Raw genomic sequence first — 18,535 nt, 5'->3', positions numbered from 1 at the left:
CGGGGAGGCGGGCGCCGGAGGCAGGGACCGGCGCCCGCCTTGCATACCTTAGGTATATACTTTGAGTATGCAACGTTCTCAGGACATCGAAAGGATCGTGGTCGCCGCACACGCGCTCACGCGCCTGGCCGCGCTCGAGACCCGTAACGAGGCTCCCGCCGCGCAGTGGCGCACCCTCAGCATCCTCCGTTCCGAGGGTCCTCTGCGGCTCGGTTCGCTGGCCGCGGCCAGCCGAGTGACCCAGCCGGGCATGACCCGCCTCGTCGGGCAGCTCGCCGACGCGGGGCTGGTGCACCGATCGAGCGACCCCGACGACTCTCGCGCGACGGTCGTCGAGGTCACCGATGCCGGTCTGCGCGCGCTCGACGCGTGGCTCGTGCAGCTGCGCGACGCCCTCGAGCCGCGCTTCGCCGACCTCGACGACGACGACTGGGCGGCGCTGTCGCGGGTCGCGACCATCCTGTCCGAGCGCACGACGCTGCGGGCGGAGGTCGTGCGATGAGCGGCGCACCGCAGACCGGCGTCTGGCGCCAGCCCGCCCAGGTGTGGGCGGTCGCCTTCGCGTGCGTGGTCGCGTTCATGGGGATCGGGCTGGTCGACCCCATCCTGCCCGCGATCGCCGACTCGCTGCAGGCCTCCCCCGTGCAGACCGAGCTGCTGTTCACGAGCTACCTCGTCGTCACCGGCCTCGCGATGCTCGTCACCAGCTGGGTGTCCAGTCGCATCGGCGCGAAGCGCACCCTCCTGGTGGGGCTCGCCCTCATCGTGGTCTTCGCGCTGCTGTGCGCGACGAGCGGCAGCGTCGACGCCATCATCGGCTTCCGCGCCGGATGGGGTCTCGGCAACGCCCTGTTCATCTCCACCGCACTCGCGACGATCGTCGGGGCGGCCAGCGGGGGCAGCGGCGCGGCGATCGTGCTCTACGAGGCAGCGCTGGGCGTCGGCATCGCCGTCGGTCCGCTCCTGGGCGGGCTGCTCGGCGAGGTGAGCTGGCGCGGACCGTTCTTCGGCGTCGTCGCACTGATGGCGATCGCGTTCGTCGCGGTGCTCGTGCTGCTGCGCGGCGGCGACGAGAAGCGACAGCCGATCCCGCTGGCCGCGCCGTTCCGCGCCCTGCGTCAGCCGGCACTGGCGGTACTGGCCGTCGCCGCCCTGTTCTACAACATCGGCTTCTTCGTGCTGCTCGCCTTCTCGCCGTTCCCTCTCGGCTTCGGCGCGATGGGGATCGGCTACACCTTCTTCGGCTGGGGCGTCGCGCTCGCGATCACGAGCGTGTGGGTGGCACCGGTGCTGATGCGACGGATGCCGCGCACCACCGTGCTGCTCACCGTGCTGCCGCTCCTGGCGGTCGACCTGCTGGTCGCGGCACTGGTGGTGACGAACCCCGCCGGGCTCGTCGTGTGCATCATCGTCGGCGGCCTGCTGCTCGGCGTCATGAACACCGTGCTCACCGAGTCCGTCATGGAGGCCACCGACCTTCCCCGCTCGGTGGCATCCTCCTCCTACTCGGCCGTCCGCTTCCTCGGCGGCGCCGCCGCCCCGCCGATCGCCGCGCTGCTCTGGCACATCTCGAACGCGAGCATCCCGTACGTGTTCGCCGCGGCATCCGTCCTCGTCGCCGCCCTGACGATCGTCATTGGCCGACGTTTCCTCGCCCGCATCGACGAGCGACCGGCCGACGCGGCGGACGAGGCTGCAGCGGTGCTGGTGGGCGACGCCGCCTGAGGCGGAGAGGGCGACCGGATTCAGTCGGCGTCGACGGTCGTGGATGCCCAACTGGCGAGCAGGCGGAGCGCCGTCTCGGACGTCGACCCCGGTTCTGCGTCGTAGGCCAAGAGCACGAGCCCTTCGTCGGTCGGGAACGTCATCACCTCGAAGCTCAGCCTCAGCTCCCCCACGACCGGATGATGGAGAACCTTCTCGCCGGTGCTGTGACGGTACACGTCGTGCGTCGCCCAGCGTTGCCGGAATTCCGGACTCCGCGTGGCCAGCTCTCCGACGAGGTCGGTGAGTCGCTTGTCGGTGGGGAACCTGCCCGCCTCGGACCGGAGGGTGGCCACCAGTCCGTCGGCGATGGAGTTCCAGTCGCCCCAGTAGTCGTGCGATCCCGCGTCGAGGAAGGTGAATCGGGCGGAGTTCGCCGGCCCGGCAGCGCTGTGCAGGATGGGCGAGTAGAGCGCGGCGCCGAGGGCGTTCGTCGCCAGGATGTCGAGCCGGCCGTTGCGCACGTAGGCCGGGCCGGACATCGAATCGAGCAGTCGCCGCACGCCAGGGCGCACGCGAGCGGTGACCGAGGGACCCGGCCGCAGGCCGGCGGAGTTCGCGGTGCGCGCCAAGTCGAACAGGTGGGCGGTCTCGACGTCGTCGAACCGGAGCGCGCGAGCGAGCGAGAACAGAACGCTCTCCGAGACACCCGCGAGGTTGCCGCGCTCGAGGCGGACGTAGTACTCGACGCTCATGCCGGCGAGCAGCGCCACCTCCTCCCGGCGCAGTCCGGGCACCCGACGTCGGCCCCCGAAGCCGGTGATACCCGCCGTCTCAGGAGTGAGCCGGGCGCGCCGCGTGGTGAGGAAATCGCGCACCTCGTCCCGGTTGTCCATGCGACGACTCTACGAGGCGGCACGTCACGCTGGGGGGTCACAGCGTTAACTGGCTGACGGCCGCACCCGGGCGAAGAATCGTCCACAGAAGCAAAGAGGGCCGGCACACGATCCGCGTGGTCCGGCCACGAAGACAGGAGTCATCCATGAGCACCATCGAGTCCGGCCGTGTCGCGGTCATCACCGGAGCTTCCTCCGGCATCGGCGCAGCCACTGCCAAGGCGCTGGCCGCGCAGGGGTACCGCGTCGCGCTGCTCGCTCGTCGCGTGGACCGACTCGACGAGCTGGCGCGCGAGATCGGAGAGGCCGCCGTTGCGATCGAGGCCGACGTCACCGACCGGAAGTCCCTGGTCGCCGCCGCGACGAAGGTGGAAGAGGTCTTCGGCGGCACCGACGTGCTGGTCAACAACGCCGGCATCATGCTGCTCGGGCCGTTCTCGTCGGAGCAGCACGACGACTACACGCGGATGATCGAGATCAACCTGCTCGGCGCGATCACCGCGACCGAGGTGTTCCTCGACCAGCTGAAGAAGGGCGGCGGCGACATCGTCAACATCTCCTCGGTCGCCGGGCGTACCGCGCGGCCGACCAACGGGGTGTACGCCGCCACCAAATGGGGCATCAACGGATGGTCCGAGTCGCTGCGCCAGGAGCTGCTCCCCGACGTGCGCGTCACTGTGATCGAGCCCGGCGCCGTCGCCACCGAGCTGCCCACGCACATCACCCACGCGGCCACGAAGCAGGGCGCCGAAGCGCTGTACAGCCAGGTGGAGGTCACCGCCGACGACATCGCCGAGGTCATCGCCTTCGCGGTCGAGCGTCCGCGTCGCCTCGCAATCAACGAGATCCTGCTCCGCCCGGCGGGACAGGCGTAGCCGCGGCGACGGCCTCCCTCTGGACGTTCTGCGTGAGAACCGCGAGGTGCGCGGGCGCGGCTACCGCCTCGACGCGCATCCCGATCTGCGTGTGATCGTCCGTAACGGTACATCGCACACTGTATCGTCAGCGAGTGCTGACCATTGCCCCGCGCCTCGACGTCATGACCAGGCTCGGCCGCGCGATGGCGGATCCCACCCGCTCACGAATCCTGATCCGACTGCTCGACGCGCCGGCCTACCCCGCCGAGCTCGCGCGCGAGCTGGGCCTCACTCGCCCCAACGTCTCCAACCACCTCACGTGTCTCCGTGGCTGCGGCATTGTGGTGGCCGTTCCCGAGGGACGCCAGACCCGCTACGAGATCGCCGACGTCCACCTCACGCGCGCACTGGAGGCGCTGGTCGACGTGGTGCTGGCCGCTGACGAGGGCATGCCGTGCGCCATCGACGGGTGCGAGTGCTGCGAGGCGCGGGCGTGACCGCGACCGTGACGCCCCGGACGCTCGTGCTGCGGCGTCGCATCCGTTGGATCGTCACGGCAACGATCGCCTACAACCTCATCGAGGCTGTCATCGCGCTCACGGCCGGGTCGGTCGCCTCGTCCGCGGCCCTCATCGGGTTCGGACTCGATTCCATCGTCGAGGTGCTCTCAGCCGCAGCCGTGGCGTGGCAGTTCGCTGCTCCGGATCCGGAGAGGCGGGAGAAGGTCGCCCTCCGGGTCATCGCCCTCTCGTTCTTCGGTCTGGCCGCGTACGTGAGCGTCGACGCCGTGCTGTCGCTCGTCGGCATCCGCGAGCCCAACCACAGTCCGGTCGGCATCGTCCTGGCCGCGGTGAGCCTGCTAATCATGCCGTTCCTCAGCTGGGCGGAACGGCGTGCGGGACGCGAACTCGGATCGGCTTCGGCCGTCGCCGACTCGAAGCAGACCCTGATCTGCACCTATCTCTCGGCGGCCGTTCTCGTCGGACTGCTGCTCAACAGCCTCCTCGGATGGGCGTGGGCCGACTCCGTGGCCGCACTCGTCATCGCGGTGTTCGCGATCCGCGAGGGCGTGGAGGCGTGGCGGGGCGACGCCTGCAAGGAGCCGGTGAGCGTACTCACGGGTGAACGCGACCCCCACGACCACGAGGTGGACTGAGAATCCATCGATTGAGAGTCACGGGACTGTCCATGTGCCTGTGCCTGTGCCTGCAGGAGCATGAGAGACCCGATGAAGCAGAAACACCCAGCCGGATGAATACTCATCTGACCGAGCGTTTCGAGAGTGGTGCACCCCCTGGGACTTGAACCCAGAACCCACTGATTAAGAGTCAGTTGCTCTGCCGATTGAGCTAGAGGTGCGGAGGTTCGCACGAGGCGAACCGAGGGACAACGTTACCAAACGAGTCGCTGTCTCGCGAATCGGGCCCGAAGGCGCCGGGTATCCTGTCTGAGTGAGTCTCCCCACCTCCGCGACATCGCCCGATGCCCCGTCGATCGCCGACGATCTCGCCTTCGCGCTGAGGCTGGCGGATGCCGCAGACGCCGTGTCGATGGCGAGGTTCGACGCCGCCGACCTCGAGGTGAGCTTCAAGCCCGACGCCTCGCACGTGACGGAGGCCGACCTCGCGACGGAGCGCGCGATCCGCGATCTCCTCGCCGCGGAGCGCCCGGCCGACGGCATCCTGGGTGAGGAGTTCGGCACGACCGGCGACACCGCTCGCCAGTGGATCATCGACCCGATCGACGGCACAGCGAACTACCTCAAGGGCATCCCGATGTGGTCGACCCTGATCGCCCTCGCGATCGACGGCGTGCCGCAGGTGGGCGTGGTCAGCCAGCCTGCGATCGGCCGCCGCTGGTGGGGGGCGACCGGACACGGCGCCTGGACGAACACGCCGACCGGCGAGGCTCGCCGCCTGGCCGTGTCGGGCGTCGACGCCATCGCCGAGGCGAGCGTGAGCTTCCAGAGCATCGGGCAGTGGCGCGATGCCGGACGGCTGTCCGCGCTCGAACGTCTCACCGGCGCCGTGTGGCGTGACCGCGGCTACGGCGACGCGTGGCCGTACATGCTGCTGGCCGAGGGACGCCTCGAGCTCGTCGCGGAGTTCGACGTCAAGGAGTACGACATCGCCGCACACCTTCCGATCATCGCCGAGGCAGGAGGACGCCTCACCGCCTTCGACGGCACCGACTCGCTCAGCGAGCGCTCGGTGCTGGCCACGAACGGCGTGCTGCACGATCCGTTCCTCACCCTTCTGCACGCCGACTGATCCGGAGCCGCACCGATGAATCGTTCCCTCCCGCGCGCCGCCGCGACCCTCGCGCTCGTGGTGTCCGCCGTCCTGCTCACCGCGTGCAGCGGGGGCGCCGCGCCCGCGCCGACCACGTCGGACGCCGCTCCGGCCGCACCGGTGACCTCCGCGCCGACGCCCACGCCGACCCAGAGCACCGTGCCGGCAGCCGTGCCGACGTGCGACACCCTGATCAGCACGTCGACCGTGACCACGCTCAAGGGCTACGGCTGGACGGCGAAGTCCGAGCCCATGCGCATCGGCGCCACCGTGTTCGACAAGGGCATCCAATGTACGTGGGGCGACTACACGATCGCCACCGATCACGTGCAGATCTACGGCTGGGCGCCGATCAGCGCGGATGATGCGCGGGCCGCGCAGCAGGAGCTGGTGCAGACCGGGTGGCGCCGCGAGGAGTCTCCCGAGGGCGTCTACGTGACCGAGAGCCAGACCACGGCGATCTCGCCCGACGCGCAGGGGTACGGACTCACCTACCTCTTCGGCGACGGCTGGGTGAAGTACGCCGACACCAAGCAGAGCCTCCTGCTCATCGAGTGGCCCAAGAGCTGAGCCCCGAACGGCGGGGGCTGCGCTCCCGGGTAGCCTGGAGTCCGTGACATCCCGCCCGGCCCTTGCAGCACCGGGCTGGCGCACCTGGCTGGTGTGGGGAGTCGGCGTCGCCGCCTACATCCTCGCCATCGTCAACCGCGCCTCGCTGTCTTCGGTGGGCGTCGACGCGGCCCTCCGCTTCGATGCGGATGCCTCGACGCTGTCGATGTTCGCCGTCATCCAACTCGCGGTCTACGGCACCATGCAGATCCCGGTGGGCCTGCTGCTGGACCGCTTCGGCGCCCGTCCGGTGATCGCGACCGGAATGGTGCTGATGGCGCTGGGGCAGTTCGTGATGGCGTCGGCGGATGCTGTCGGCATCGGCATCCTCGCCCGCGTGCTCATCGGCGCCGGCGACGCGGCCGTCTTCCCCAGCGTGCTGCGCGTGGTCGCGACGTGGTTCCCGGCGCAGCGGGCGCCGTTGCTGGTGCAGCTGACCGGGATCCTCGGGCAGTTCGGACAGATCCTCGCCGTGATCCCGCTCGCCGCGCTGCTGCACGCGACCACCTGGAGCATCACGTTCGGCAGCCTCGCCGGCCTCGGCGTGCTGTTCGCCGTGCTGACGTTCGTCATCATCCGCAACCGGCCGCCCGAGCGGCGCGGCGACCGCGTCGACGTCTCGGTCGACACCGACACGGGAGCGATCCGCGTCGTGCGCTCCTCCGCCGACCTGCGCGAGGGGTTCCGCGCGTCGTGGGCTCATCCCGCGACCCGGCTGGGGTTCTGGTCGCACTTCACCACCCCGTTCGCCGGGACCGCCTTCGTGCTGCTGTGGGGCTTCCCGTTCCTCACCGCCGGCGAAGGACTGAGCCCCGCCACCGCATCGGTCGTGCTGACGTCGTTCGTGGTGTTCAGCATCCTGTCCGGTCCGGTCATCGGCGCGCTGTCGAGCCGGCATCCCACCCGCCGTTCGTACGGCCTGGTCCTGCCGACCGTGGTCTTCCAGATGGCGGCGTGGCTCGCGGTGATCGTGTGGCCGGGACAGGCGCCGATCTGGCTGCTCATGGTGCTCATGCTCGCCCTGGGCACCGGCGGTCCCGCCTCGATGATCGCGTTCGACCACGCGCGCACGTTCAATCCGACCCACCGGCTGAGCACCGCCACGGGCATCGTGAACGGGGCGGGATTCCTCGCCGCACTGATCGCCATCCTCTTCATCGGCATCGCGATGGACCTGCAGGGCGCGGGCACTCCGACGACCTACTCGCTCGATGCCTTCCGCATCGCGTTCCTCACGCAGGTGCCGCTGTGGGTGCTGGGCGCGACGGCGATCATGGTGGAGCGGCACCGCACCGTGCGCCACATCGGCGGCACGCAGAACTTCCCCGGCCGCTCCTGACGCGCGAACGGGCTCCTCGACGGCGCCGTCAGGCCGGGGTGACCCGCATGAGGGTCGAGCGGGTCGCGGTCGCGACCACCGTGCCGTCCTGATTGCGCATCGTGTGCGCGAAGGTCGCGATGCCCTGGCCGGGCCTCGAGGACGAGAGCCGTCTGCCGATGACCTGCGTCTCGGCGTAGAGGGTGTCGCCCACGCGCACCGGTGCCGGGAAGGAGACCTCCGAGAACCCGAGGTTCGCCACGATGGTGCCCTGGGTGAGCTGGGCGACCGACAGTCCCACGAGCGTCGACAGCGTGAACATGCTGTTGACGAGAGGCTCGCCGAACTCGGTCTGCGCCGACCACGCGGCGTCGAGGTGCAGCGACTGCGTGTTCATCGTGAGAGTGGTGAAGAGCACGTTGTCCGCCTCGGTGACGGTGCGCCCGGGGCTGTGCACGTACACCGTCCCCTCCTCGAGCTCGTCGAAGTAGAGCCCGCGCTGCACGATGCGGCGTCCGGTCATCGCCCGTCTCCCTTTCCGTCGGGGTCCTCGTCGGCGAGCACCATCGCGAGCGTCTGCCCGCGCGTGACCTGATCGCCCACAGAGACCCTCAGCCGCACGACGCCGGCGGTGGTCGCCCGCACCACGTGCTCCATCTTCATCGCCTCCACGACGACGACGGGGTCGCCCGCCTCGACGCGCGCGCCGTCGGCGACGGCCAGAAGCACGACGCTGCCCGGCATCGGCGCATCGAGGTGGGGCGAGGCATCCGCCGCTGCATCGCCGTCGTGGCGCACGCGTCGTTCCTCCAGACGCAGCACCGCACCGTCGACGGCCAGCTCGACCGCATCGGCCGTGACGTGCGCGAGGACGCGCCGCGCCCGTCCGTCGATCGAGATCGCCGCCGCCGCACCGTCGAGACGGACGGATGCCGCCACCTCGGGCGCGTCGTCGACGGCGACGGTGAGTCGCGCACCGCCGCCGCGCACCGCGACGATCCGCTCCGCAGCGGTTCCCGCGTGGAGGCGGTAGACGCGCGCGGCGGGGACGGGGCCGAGCCGCCATCCGGTGCGGCGCCCCCACGCGCCGTCGTCGCGCGTCGCGCGGGCGTCGAGCAGGAGCGCCGCCTCGGCGCAGGCACGGTCGTCGACCTCGGAGAACCGCATTCCCTCGAGCTCCCGGGCGATCAGACCGGTGTCGAGGTCGCCCGCCGCGACGGCCGGCAGCTCCAGCAGCAGTCGCAGGAACTCGACGTTGGTCGGGAATCCGAACACGGCCGTGTCGCCGAGCGCGACGATCAGCCGTCGGCGTGCCTCGTCGCGGTCCGGCGCCGTGGCGATCACCTTGGCGAGCATCGGGTCGTAGTCGATCGAGACGTCGAGGTCGTCGAGCAGCGCGGAGTCGACGCGGATGCCGTCGCCCGAGGGGTGGTGCACGGCGTCGACGTGGCCGCCGGTCGGGAGGAAGCCCGCACGCGGATCTTCGGCGTAGACACGCGCCTCGATCGAGTGTCCGCGCAGGACGATGTCGTGCTGCGCGAGCACGAGGGGCTCCCCCGCGGCGACGCGCAGCTGCTGCTCGACCAGGTCGACGCCGGTGATCTGCTCGGTGACCGGATGCTCCACTTGGAGGCGGGTGTTCATCTCCATGAAGAAGAACTCGTCGGGGCGGTCGGCGGCGACGATGAACTCGACGGTGCCCGCGCCGCGGTAGTCGACGCTGCGGGCCGTCTCGCAGGCGGCCAGCCCGATGCGCTCCCGCGTCTCGGCGTCCAGCAACGGTGACGGGGCCTCCTCGATGACCTTCTGGTGGCGCCGCTGCAGGGAGCACTCGCGCTCCCCCAGGTGCACGACTGCACCGTGGCCGTCGGCGAGCACCTGCACCTCGATGTGCCGCGGGTTCTGCACGTAGCGCTCGAGGAACAGGGTGTCGTCGCCGAAGCTCGCGGCCGCCTCGCGTCGGGCGGCCCGCACCGCCGCCGCCATGTCGCCGGGGCGCTCCACGACGTGCATGCCCTTGCCTCCGCCGCCGGCCGACGGCTTGATCAGCAGGGGGTAGCCGACGCCGTCGGCCGCCGCCAGCAGGTCGTCGTCGCTCAGGCCCGGACGCGCGATCCCGGGCACCGTCGGCACTCCGCGCGCCTCCACCGCGAGCTTCGCGGTGATCTTGTCGCCCATCACCTCGATGGCGCCGGAGGAGGGTCCGATGAAGACGATGCCGGCCTCCTCGCACGCACGGGCGAACGCCGCGTTCTCGGCGAGGAAGCCGTAGCCGGGATGGATCGCCTGGGCACCGGAGCCGCGCGCGGCGGCCAGCACCCGCGCGACATCGAGGTAGCTCTGCGCGGCGGGCGCCGGCCCCAGCCGCACGGCGGTGTCGGCCAGCCGCACGTGGCGCGACGAGGCATCCGCATCGCTGTAGACGGCCACCGAGCGGATGCCGAGGCTACGCAGCGTGCGGATGATGCGGCAGGCGATCTCGCCGCGGTTGGCGATCAGGACGGTCTCGAACATGTCGCTCACATCCGGAAGACGCCGTAGCCGGGGCGCGGGTCGGGGGTGTCGGCCGAGGCGGCGCGCAGCACCACGTCGAGGGCGAGGGCGAGCACGTCGCGGGTCTGGGCGGGGTCGATGATGCCGTCGTCCCAGCCGCGCGCCGTGGAGTAGTAGGGGCTCCCCTGCGCTTCGTACTGCGCACGGATCGGCGCTTCGAAGTCGGCCTGCTCCTCGGTGCTCCACCGGCCGCCGCCGGCTTCGATCTGGTCGCGGCGCACCGTCGAGAGCACCGAGGCCGCCTGCGGCCCGCCCATCACCGACACCCGGGCGCCCGGCCACAGCCACAGGAATCTCGGCGAGTAGGCGCGCCCGCACATCGAGTAGGTGCCGGCGCCGAACGACCCGCCGACGACCACCGTGAGCTTCGGCACCGTCGCGCACGCGACGGCGTTGACCATCTTGGCGCCGTGCTTGGCGATGCCGCCCGACTCGTATTCGCGTCCGACCATGAAGCCGGTGATGTTCTGCAGGAACAGCAGGGGGATGCCGCGCTGGTCGCACAGTTCGATGAAGTGCGCCCCCTTGAGCGCGGACTCGCCGAACAGCACGCCGTTGTTCGCGACGATGCCCACGCGGTGGCCGTCCAGCCGTGCGAACCCGGTGACGAGGGTGGTGCCGTACTCGCGCTTGAACTCGTGGAACGAGTCGGCGTCGATGAGGCGGGTGATGATCTCGTGCGCGTCGTAGGGCACGGTCAGCTCGACCGGAACGACGTCGATCAGCGTGGCCGGGTCGTGCGCCGGGGATGCCGCGGGCTCCGGACGCTCGGTCAGCGCCGGGGACGTCTTCAGGGTGGCGACGATGTCGCGCACGATCTGCAGCGCGTGCGCGTCGTTCTCGGCCAGGTGGTCGGTGACGCCCGACACCCGGGTGTGCACGACGCCGCCGCCGAGGTCTTCGGCCGACACGACCTCGCCCGTGGCCGCCTTCACCAGCGGCGGGCCGCCGAGGAAGATCGTGCCCTGATTGCGCACGATCACCGTCTCGTCGCTCATCGCCGGGACGTACGCGCCCCCGGCGGTCGACGAGCCGAGCACCGCCGCGATCTGCGGGATCCCGTCTCGCGACATGCGCGCCTGGTTGTAGAAGATCCGCCCGAAGTGGTCGCGATCGGGGAACACCTCGTCCTGCATGGGCAGGAACGCCCCACCCGAATCGACGAGGTAGATGCACGGCAGACGGTTCTCGGCCGCGATCTCCTGCGCCCGCAGATGCTTCTTGACCGTCATCGGATAATAGGTGCCACCCTTGACGGTGGCGTCGTTGGCGACGACCATCACGTGACGGCCGTGCACCGTGCCGATGCCGGCCACGACGCCTGCGGAGGGCGCGTCTCCTCCGTACATGCCCTCGGCCGCCAGCGGCGAGATCTCCAGGAACGCGCTCCCGCGATCGAGCAGCAGGTCGATGCGCTCACGAGCGAGCAGTTTGCCGCGGCTGTGGTGCCGCGCGCGGGCGGTCTCGGAACCGCCGAGCGCGACGCGCGCCGTGCGCGCGTGCAGTTCCTCGACGAGGTCGCGGTAGGTCGGGGCATCCGCGGTGATGCTCATATCGCGCCCTCCGGAGGTCCGGACCGACGTCAGTCCGGTTAGCGATCAATAACTCAATCAGGTTACTGATCCTTAACCGAAATGTCGAGCACCGACCCTGAGGGCGCGGTCGCGTCACTCCCAGACGTAGTTGATACGCCGTGTGTGCGGGTCGACGGTCACCTCGAGGCCCTGGCGCCGCATCTCGGCCGCCATCTCCCTCCGGAGCCCGGGATCGTCCACCTGGAGCCATCCCCGCTGGCCGAGATCGCTCTTGTCGATTCCGGGGTCCGTGCGGATCGCGAGGTTCCAGTACGCCGGGTCGTCCTTCTCGTTGGTGAAGTACTCCTCGCCGGTGTGCACGTTGTAGATCGTCTGGCCGGACAGGATGCGGTCGGCCGGTGCTGCGGCCGGATAGAAGCCGTCGATCGCCTGACCGGGCGAATCCAGGACAGAATGGGAGGGATCGCGGATGTAGAGGCCGATCTCGCCGCCGAAGGCGCTTCCGCCGCCGTAGCTGCCCTTCCACAGCTCCAGCTTGTACTCGCGTCCGCCGTACTCGAACTCGTTGACACTGTCGTCGAGGTCCATGCCGAGCGCGAAACCCGCGTCGTCGAACAGGTCCATGAAGCCGAGGTGGCTCTGGATCGAGGTCTGGTTCGTCGTGTAGAAGTCCTTGTCGGCGCCCTGGTACTCGAAGCCGAGCTTCTCGGAGATCCACTGCTCCACGATGGCGTTGCGCATGGCGGTGTCGGCGATGTCGCCGAGGGTTCCGAGCGGGTCGGACGTCAGGTCACGGATGCCGCCGGCGGCCCCATCGAGCAGGCTGAAGATGTCGGTTGGCGCCTTCCCCGTTCCCGTGGCATGCGCGCCGGCGAAGGCCGAGCCGCCGCGACTGGATCCGACGTGGCCGGCACCCGACGCGCTCACGCCGCCGTCGTTCCGGGACGCGTCGTCCTGCTGGTCAGCCTGGCGCACCAGCAGCCGGCTCACGTCGCGGAGGCTCGTGGCGGTGCGGCGCAGCGCCGCGCGGTGCGAGGAGTTCCAGTCGGAGCGGAACGTCGCGGCGTCCGGCCCGAGCCAGCGGGCGCGGGACAGATCCGCGTCGAGGTGCGTGGCCGCCGCCTCGAGCTGTCCGGCCGCCTTCGAGAACGACGCCGCCAGCGATCTGACGTCCGCGATATCCATCCCCTGGACTGCCATACGGCCCCCTCCCCGGTGCTCCCCTCACCCTAGAGGCAGTGGCGACGACGACCCATGGTTCCTTTTCCCCATCTCCGCCCGGTGCGCGAGGATCGGGAGCGTGCCCTCCCTCGATGGATCCCAGACCGCGCCCGAGCTCGCACGCTGGCCGCGCACCGCGTCGCACCACCGCCGGTACGAGCGCAGCACTGTGATCGGCTCCGGCGCGCACACGTGGGACCGGGTGCGCAACGAGGTCCTGGTGTGGGCGGTGAAGACCCGCAGCGGATTCCGCGTGGCACCGCGCACGCGGGTCTCCGTGGGTGACCGGCCGACGATCGTCGCCGGCATTCCCGGCGTGACGGTGCGCGAGCCGGTCGAGGTGGTCGCCGTCGTCGACCGCGACGATCGTGCCGGGTTCGCGTACCGCACGCTCCCGGGTCACCCGGTCGACGGCGAGGAGGCGTTCATCGTCTGGCGGGACGCCGACGACGTGGTGCTCACGATCCGCTCTTTGACGCGTCCCTCGCCGCAGCGCCGCTGGCGTCTCGTGCACCCGCTCCTGCGCATCGCGCAGCACCTGGCGAGGTACCGCTATCGCCGCGCTCTCCGCGCGAGCACGTTCATCGTGCAGACCCGTGCGAGCGCGGCGCCGGAGGTGCTGTTCGAGGCATCCGTCAGTATCGACGCCCATCTCGCATCGATGCGCCGATCGCGGGAGCGCGCGATCGCGGGGGTGACCAGCGGCCGGATCGGCGACGGCGAGTCGGTCACGTGGCGCGCTCGGCATCTCGGCGTCTGGTTCGTAATGACGTCGCGCATCACGGCATGGGATGCGCCGCGCCGCTTCGTCGACGAGCAGGTCGGCGGGCCGTTCCGGCTGTTCCGTCACGAGCACCTCTTCGAGGCGGATGCCTCGGGCACCCGCATGACGGACATCGTGACCCTCGCCTCACCCGTCGGCGGGCTCCTCGTCGAACGGCTCGTCCTGGTGCCCTATCTGCGACGACTCATCGTGGCGCGCAACCGTCATCTCGTCGCGAAGACCGACCGCTGACCGCCGATCACCCGGGCAGGAAGTGCTCCCGCGCGAGCGGAGCGACCTCGAGCGTCGCGGCGTCCGCGCGCGACACCCACCTGAGCTCTTCGATCTCCGCCGCCACCACGGGCGTCTGCGTGCCGATGTCGGCGCCGAACACGTCGGCGACCACGACGAACCCCGGTTCGTTCGCCGCCGCCGCGGAGAACTCGCCGAGCGAGCGGAGGTCGGACGGCGGCACGACCAGACCCAACTCCTCCTCGAGCTCGCGCGACAGCGTCTGAGCGGGGGTCTCCCCCGGCTCAGGCTTGCCGCCGGGCTGCATGAACGCGGTCGTCCCCGCTTTTCGCACGAGCAGCAAGCGCTCGGCCGCGTCGAGGATCACGGCTGCGGACACACGGATGCTGCGCGCCGGAGTAGGGGCATCGGGAGTCACCTCCGCACGCTAACACCGCGGCCGAATGCCTCATCGCCGATCGCCACGGACGAGCCATCCGATGTTCACGTTTCGTTCGCAAGATCGCACCCTCCGTTCCGAGGGCAGGAGGAGGGTGTCGGGCGGTCCGGTGCGGGCTCGAACTCATTGGAAACGGAAATCCCATGGCAAGAATGCAGCGGCCCCTCGTGGCCGGTGTCACCTCGGCGTTGCTCCTCGCGTCGCTGGCCGCCGTCGCGCCGTTCGGCGTGGCCGCGGCGACCGCCGCCACCCTGCCGACCCTCGTCGTGAACGAGGTCGACGCGAGCGGCGTCCCGCAGGACTGGATCGAGCTGAAGAACACCGGCTCGTCACCGGTCGACGCGTCCGGCCTCATCCTCAAGGACAACCAGGACACCAACCGCTTCGACATCCCCGCGGGGACCGTCATCGCCGCCGGCGGCTACGCCACGTTCGACGTGGGCGCGACCTTCGGTCTGGGCAAGGGCGGCGACGCCGCGCGCCTGTACCTGAACGACAACACCACGCTCGTCGACGGATTCACGTGGACCGCCGACTCGGTCTATCCCGCGACGTGGGGCCGCTGCGCCGACGGCACGGGCGCGTTCGTCGTCAACACCACCCCGTCGAAGGGTGCCGCGAACGTCTGCGGCACGGGCGGCGGCGGCACGACTCCCCCGCCCACCGACCCGCTGCCCGCCTCGCCGTGGCCGGGCGGATCGACGGTGACCGACGCGTCCGCCGCCGGATTCGGCCCGTTCGCCAGCAACATGAGCGGCCTGAGCTGGGAGCTCGGCACCGGTGGCGCACCCGACACGCTGTGGGCCGTGCGCAACGGTTCGAGCGGAGCGCCGAACACGCGCACCGGCGACGGGCTCTTCGCGCTCCAGAAGTCGGGATCCACCTGGGTTCCCGCGGCGGGTTGGGAGCAGGGCAAGGCCCTCCACTTCACCGACGGCACGGGCGACGTCGACTCCGAGGGCGTGGTGAAGACCAGCTCGGGCGTCTTCGTCGCCTCCGAGCGCAACAACAGCAACAACTCCGTCAGTCGGCCGTCGGTGCTGAAGTACGACCCGAACTCCGGCGCGACCGATCTGACCGCGACGATCGAGTGGAACCTCACCGCGGCCCTGCCGACAGTCGGCGCGAACCTCGGCCTCGAGGGCATCACGTTCGTTCCCGACACCTTCCTCACCGCGAAGGGCTTCACGACCGACGCGGGCACCGTGTACGACCCGGCCGCGTTCGCCAATCACGGCACCGGGCTGTTCTTCGTGGGACTCGAGGGAACGGGCAATGTCTACGCGTTCGCGCTCGACCAGACCGACGGCACGAAGTTCACGCTGCTGGCCACGATCACCACAGGCTTCCCGAAGGGTGTCATGGAGGTGCAGTACGACGCAGAGAAGGGCGCCGTCTGGGCGATCTGCGACGACACGTGCGGCGGAAAGTTCGCCACGTACGGCATCGGCGCCGATGGACGCTTCGCGCGTACCGCGATCTACGACCGGCCGGCCGGACTGCCCAACTCGAACAACGAGGGCTTCACCGTCGCGCCGCAGGCGCTCTGCGTGAACGGCGTCAAGCCGGTCGTGTGGGCCGACGACAACGGCATCAACGGCGTCGCGCTGCGCGAGGGCACGATCACCTGCACGCCGTCGACCACCCCGGTCGACCCGAACGCGCAGCAGCTCAAGGTCGTCGTTCCGGAGGCCGCGGGCGACTTCGTCTGGAGCGTCGACGGCACCAACGGCATCGTCAGCCTCGGCACGGCCGTCGTCAAGGGCGACCACTTCGAGGCGGCCGGAGCCATCAACCCGATCCGCGTGACGGACACGCGTGCGGCGAGCCCGGCATGGTCGATCTCGGCCCAGGTCGGCGACTTCACCGCCGGTGGGGCGTCGTTCTCCGGCAAGTACCTCGGCTGGACGCCGAAGGTGCTCGAGGCCGGCGGCGGTGCTGCGGCCGGCGCGCAGGTCGCGTCCGGTTTCGTCACCGGCAACGGCCTGGCCGGCGCGGCGACCCTCGGCAACGCCGCGGTCGGGCACGCGAAGGGCTCGGCCAAGCTCGGCGCCGACCTCGATCTGATGCTCCCGGTCGACGTCACCGACGGCACCTACACGGCTACGCTGACGCTCACGGCGCTCGGCTGATCCGGACCATCGTGGTCGGGGTGGGTGCTGCGGCGCCCGCCCCGACCTTCGGTCTCTCCCCTTCCCCCATCTCGAGGACCCTCCGTGCTCCACCGCCCTACTTCCGCTCGTCGCGCGCTCCTGCCCCGTCTGATCACCGCGGCGCTGCTCGCAGCGCTGTCGCTCGGCGGCGGGGCCGCGGCTTCCGCCGCCGAAGGAGACGCCACATGGGGCGTGCGCACGGCGGACACGGCCGAGGGGGCGGGACGGCAGAACTACGCCTACACGGTGGACCCTGGCGCCACCGTCTCGGACGCGCTCATCGTCACCAACTACAGCGACGCCCCACTCGACCTCGCGCTGTCGTCCGCCGACGGATTCACCAACGAGAGCGGTCAGCTCGACGTGCTCCCGCGCGCGACCCCGTCGACGCAGCTCGGCGCGTGGATCGCCCTCGCCGCGAGCACCGTCTCGGTGCCGGCGGGGCAGGCCGTGGAAGTCCCCTTCACCCTCACCGTGCCCGCCGACATCACACCGGGCGACTACGCCGGGGCCGTCCTGTCCTCTCTCGGCTCTCCGCAGACCTCGCAGGGCATCTCGGTCGACCGTCGCCTGGGCATCCGCGTGCACCTCCGCGTCACCGGCGACCTCGCGCCGGCCCTCGCCCTCGAAGACCTGCAGGTCGACTACGCGGGCACCGTGAATCCGTTCGGGACCGGCGCCGCCACGGTCGCTTTTACCGTGCGCAACACCGGCAACGTGCGCCTGTCGGCCGACCAGGCGGTGCACCTGGCCGGACCGTTCGGGATGCTCGGCGTCGACGCATCGTCGATGGATGCTGCACCCGAGCTGCTTCCGGGCGAGACGTGGCGTACAACAGTCACCGTCGAGGGCGTCTTCCCCGCCTTCGCGCTGTGGGCGACGGCTTCCCTCGTTCCTCACGCCGCATCCGACCTCGTCGCCGCAGGGTCCCCCGCCGACTACCCCGTGATCGAGGGCTCGGCGGTGACAGCCGCCGTGCCCTGGGCGCTGCTGGTCGTGCTGCTGCTCGTGGCCGCGGCCGTGGTCGGCGTCGTCCTGCTCACCCGTCGCCGTCGCCGCACGACGAAGGCGCGCGAGGAGGCCCGCATCGAAGGAGCGGTCGCTGCGGCCCTCGCCGCACGGGACGCTCCGGCGCCTGAGCCTGCGACTTCGGCCGACGCCGCGATAGATCCTCCGGTTCGCTAGGTATCGGCGGGCGCCGCCGAGCGTCCGTCGCGGCCTCGGAGCGTCGTGACGCTCGCCGTCGCGGCGTCCCACCGGCGAAGAGCGACCCCACGACCGGAGAAGCCGTCCCCGAGGAGCGCGCGTGCGCGATCGAGGTCTGTCAGGCGGAGCCGCCGGGCGAGGGTGACGTGCGGTGCCCATTCCTCTGGTGCGGTGTGCGCAGCATCCGTCCCCTCCGGTGCCGCGTCGTGCACCGCGTCGCGCACTGCCCGGAGCGGCCCGTCGAGGATGGCGGGGCGCATCAGCACGCCGCGGTCGCCGTGTGCGAACAGCGCGGGCTGCTCCAGATGCAGGTCGATGGGGAGGAGCCCGCACGCCTCCTCGAAGCCGATCGACGGCAAGGTCGTGCGAACGAGGAGGGTGATGTGCGGCCGGTTCGACGCGGAGGGGTTGAGCCCCATGCTCGACAGGCCCTCGCCGGCCAGGCGCGTCCAGTCGGCGCGCACGCGCGCCTCGGTCGCGGCATCCAGGAGCAGCTCGATGCTGACGACGTCGGACATCAGCGATACGGGTTGCGGGTGTCGCCATCCTGAGCCGCGTCGGCGCGGCCGGCGGCGTACCCCTGATCCCACGCGTCTCCCAGCGCCTCGCGCATGCGCGATGTCGCTGCCTCGCGCGCGCGGAGCGCCTCGACCCCGTCTTCCTCCAAGGAACGGATGCCACCGGTCGGGCGATCGACGTTCGTGCTCATCCGGGCACGCTAACAGGCCGATGCGCCGT

General features: G+C 70.7%; 19 protein-coding genes and 1 tRNA gene. 11 read left to right on the top strand and 9 right to left on the bottom strand.

The genetic code is table 11. The features are described 5' to 3' along the window. Positions 1-67: 67 nt before the first annotated feature. Positions 68-502, top strand: a complete 435-nt coding sequence (locus tag ACSJDX_RS10760; protein ID WP_438352677.1) for a MarR family winged helix-turn-helix transcriptional regulator — start codon at positions 68-70, stop codon at positions 500-502. Continuing rightward, positions 499-1,725 carry an MFS transporter gene (locus ACSJDX_RS10755; RefSeq protein ID WP_438352676.1) on the top strand — a complete coding sequence of 409 codons (1,227 nt, stop codon included), beginning with the start codon at positions 499-501 and terminating at the stop codon, positions 1,723-1,725. Before ACSJDX_RS10760 ends, ACSJDX_RS10755 begins: the two co-directional genes overlap by 4 nt. Positions 1,726-1,745: 20 nt before the next feature. On the opposite strand, the gene ACSJDX_RS10750 is transcribed toward ACSJDX_RS10755, so the two are convergent. Then, entirely contained in the window at positions 1,746-2,600 is an 855-nt protein-coding gene (locus ACSJDX_RS10750) for a helix-turn-helix domain-containing protein (RefSeq protein ID WP_438352675.1), read from the bottom strand. A 146-nt stretch (positions 2,601-2,746) separates the two neighbouring features. Between ACSJDX_RS10750 and ACSJDX_RS10745 the strand changes: the two genes are divergently transcribed. The 3 genes from ACSJDX_RS10745 to ACSJDX_RS10735 all read left to right on the top strand — a co-directional run bounded on the left by ACSJDX_RS10745 (position 2,747) and on the right by ACSJDX_RS10735 (position 4,613). Beyond that, positions 2,747-3,475, top strand: a complete 729-nt coding sequence (locus tag ACSJDX_RS10745; RefSeq protein WP_438352674.1) for an SDR family oxidoreductase — start codon at positions 2,747-2,749, stop codon at positions 3,473-3,475. 134 nt (positions 3,476-3,609) lie between these two features. Continuing rightward, positions 3,610-3,954: a Cd(II)/Pb(II)-sensing metalloregulatory transcriptional regulator CmtR gene (cmtR, locus tag ACSJDX_RS10740; RefSeq protein ID WP_438352673.1), complete on the top strand. Its 345-nt coding sequence runs from the start codon at positions 3,610-3,612 to the stop codon at positions 3,952-3,954. After that, entirely contained in the window at positions 3,951-4,613 is a 663-nt protein-coding gene (locus tag ACSJDX_RS10735; protein WP_438352672.1) for a cation transporter, read from the top strand. Before cmtR ends, ACSJDX_RS10735 begins: the two co-directional genes overlap by 4 nt. A gap of 127 nt (positions 4,614-4,740) precedes the next feature. Here the strand turns inward: ACSJDX_RS10735 and ACSJDX_RS10730 are convergent. Further along, positions 4,741-4,816: transfer RNA gene (locus ACSJDX_RS10730), tRNA-Lys, on the bottom strand. A gap of 92 nt (positions 4,817-4,908) precedes the next feature. On the opposite strand from ACSJDX_RS10730, the gene ACSJDX_RS10725 reads away from it, so the two are divergent. Genes ACSJDX_RS10725 through ACSJDX_RS10715 form a run of 3 tightly spaced genes read left to right on the top strand, consistent with a single transcriptional unit; the run spans position 4,909 to position 7,696 of the window. Next, complete coding sequence (locus ACSJDX_RS10725) at positions 4,909-5,727, top strand: inositol monophosphatase family protein (RefSeq protein ID WP_438352671.1); 819 nt, start codon at positions 4,909-4,911, stop codon at positions 5,725-5,727. A 15-nt stretch (positions 5,728-5,742) separates the two neighbouring features. Further along, positions 5,743-6,318 (top strand): hypothetical protein, encoded by a 576-nt coding sequence (locus ACSJDX_RS10720; protein ID WP_438352670.1) that lies wholly within the window; start codon positions 5,743-5,745, stop codon positions 6,316-6,318. Positions 6,319-6,352: 34 nt separating this feature from the next. Continuing rightward, a complete protein-coding gene (locus ACSJDX_RS10715; protein ID WP_438354972.1) occupies positions 6,353-7,696 on the top strand; it encodes an MFS transporter in 1,344 nt (447 codons plus the stop codon). A gap of 28 nt (positions 7,697-7,724) precedes the next feature. Here ACSJDX_RS10715 and ACSJDX_RS10710 read toward each other — a convergent pair whose 3' ends face one another. The 4 genes from ACSJDX_RS10710 to ACSJDX_RS10695 form a co-directional block, all read right to left on the bottom strand. After that, positions 7,725-8,198 carry a MaoC family dehydratase gene (locus ACSJDX_RS10710; RefSeq protein ID WP_438352669.1) on the bottom strand — a complete coding sequence of 158 codons (474 nt, stop codon included), beginning with the start codon at positions 8,196-8,198 and terminating at the stop codon, positions 7,725-7,727. Continuing rightward, the gene (locus ACSJDX_RS10705) at positions 8,195-10,189 is read right to left on the bottom strand and encodes an acetyl/propionyl/methylcrotonyl-CoA carboxylase subunit alpha (RefSeq protein ID WP_438352668.1); all 1,995 of its coding nucleotides are present in this window, start codon (positions 10,187-10,189) and stop codon (positions 8,195-8,197) included. Before ACSJDX_RS10705 ends, ACSJDX_RS10710 begins: the two co-directional genes overlap by 4 nt. A 5-nt stretch (positions 10,190-10,194) precedes the next feature. Then, positions 10,195-11,781 (bottom strand): carboxyl transferase domain-containing protein, encoded by a 1,587-nt coding sequence (locus ACSJDX_RS10700; RefSeq protein ID WP_438352667.1) that lies wholly within the window; start codon positions 11,779-11,781, stop codon positions 10,195-10,197. A 114-nt stretch (positions 11,782-11,895) separates the two neighbouring features. Continuing rightward, a complete protein-coding gene (locus tag ACSJDX_RS10695; RefSeq protein ID WP_438352666.1) occupies positions 11,896-12,948 on the bottom strand; it encodes a DUF4474 domain-containing protein in 1,053 nt (350 codons plus the stop codon). Between the two features lie 115 nt (positions 12,949-13,063). Between ACSJDX_RS10695 and ACSJDX_RS10690 the strand changes: the two genes are divergently transcribed. Further along, a complete protein-coding gene (locus tag ACSJDX_RS10690) occupies positions 13,064-13,999 on the top strand; it encodes a DUF1990 family protein (RefSeq protein ID WP_438352665.1) in 936 nt (311 codons plus the stop codon). Between the two features lie 7 nt (positions 14,000-14,006). Here the strand turns inward: ACSJDX_RS10690 and ACSJDX_RS10685 are convergent, their stop codons facing one another. Then, positions 14,007-14,417, bottom strand: coding sequence for an NUDIX hydrolase (locus ACSJDX_RS10685; protein ID WP_438352664.1), 411 nt, complete (start codon positions 14,415-14,417; stop codon positions 14,007-14,009). A gap of 164 nt (positions 14,418-14,581) precedes the next feature. Here ACSJDX_RS10685 and ACSJDX_RS10680 point away from each other — a divergent pair, with 164 nt between their 5' ends. Both ACSJDX_RS10680 and ACSJDX_RS10675 read left to right on the top strand, forming a co-directional pair. After that, positions 14,582-16,570, top strand: coding sequence for a lamin tail domain-containing protein (locus ACSJDX_RS10680; RefSeq protein ID WP_438352663.1), 1,989 nt, complete (start codon positions 14,582-14,584; stop codon positions 16,568-16,570). Between the two features lie 84 nt (positions 16,571-16,654). Then, positions 16,655-17,776 (top strand): WxL protein peptidoglycan domain-containing protein, encoded by a 1,122-nt coding sequence (locus ACSJDX_RS10675; RefSeq protein WP_438352662.1) that lies wholly within the window; start codon positions 16,655-16,657, stop codon positions 17,774-17,776. Here ACSJDX_RS10675 and ACSJDX_RS10670 read toward each other — a convergent pair. Then, positions 17,773-18,315, bottom strand: coding sequence for a 2'-5' RNA ligase family protein (locus tag ACSJDX_RS10670; protein ID WP_438352661.1), 543 nt, complete (start codon positions 18,313-18,315; stop codon positions 17,773-17,775). The genes ACSJDX_RS10675 and ACSJDX_RS10670 overlap by 4 nt on opposite strands. Then, positions 18,315-18,506 (bottom strand): hypothetical protein, encoded by a 192-nt coding sequence (locus ACSJDX_RS10665; protein WP_438352660.1) that lies wholly within the window; start codon positions 18,504-18,506, stop codon positions 18,315-18,317. Before ACSJDX_RS10665 ends, ACSJDX_RS10670 begins: the two co-directional genes overlap by 1 nt. Between the last annotated feature and the right edge of the window lie 29 nt (positions 18,507-18,535).

Source organism: Microbacterium fluminis (assembly GCF_051549805.1).
Classification (GTDB): domain Bacteria; phylum Actinomycetota; class Actinomycetes; order Actinomycetales; family Microbacteriaceae; genus Microbacterium.
The sequence above is the reverse complement of the archived record's forward strand: the minus strand, read 5'-3'. Positions and strand labels throughout refer to the sequence as shown.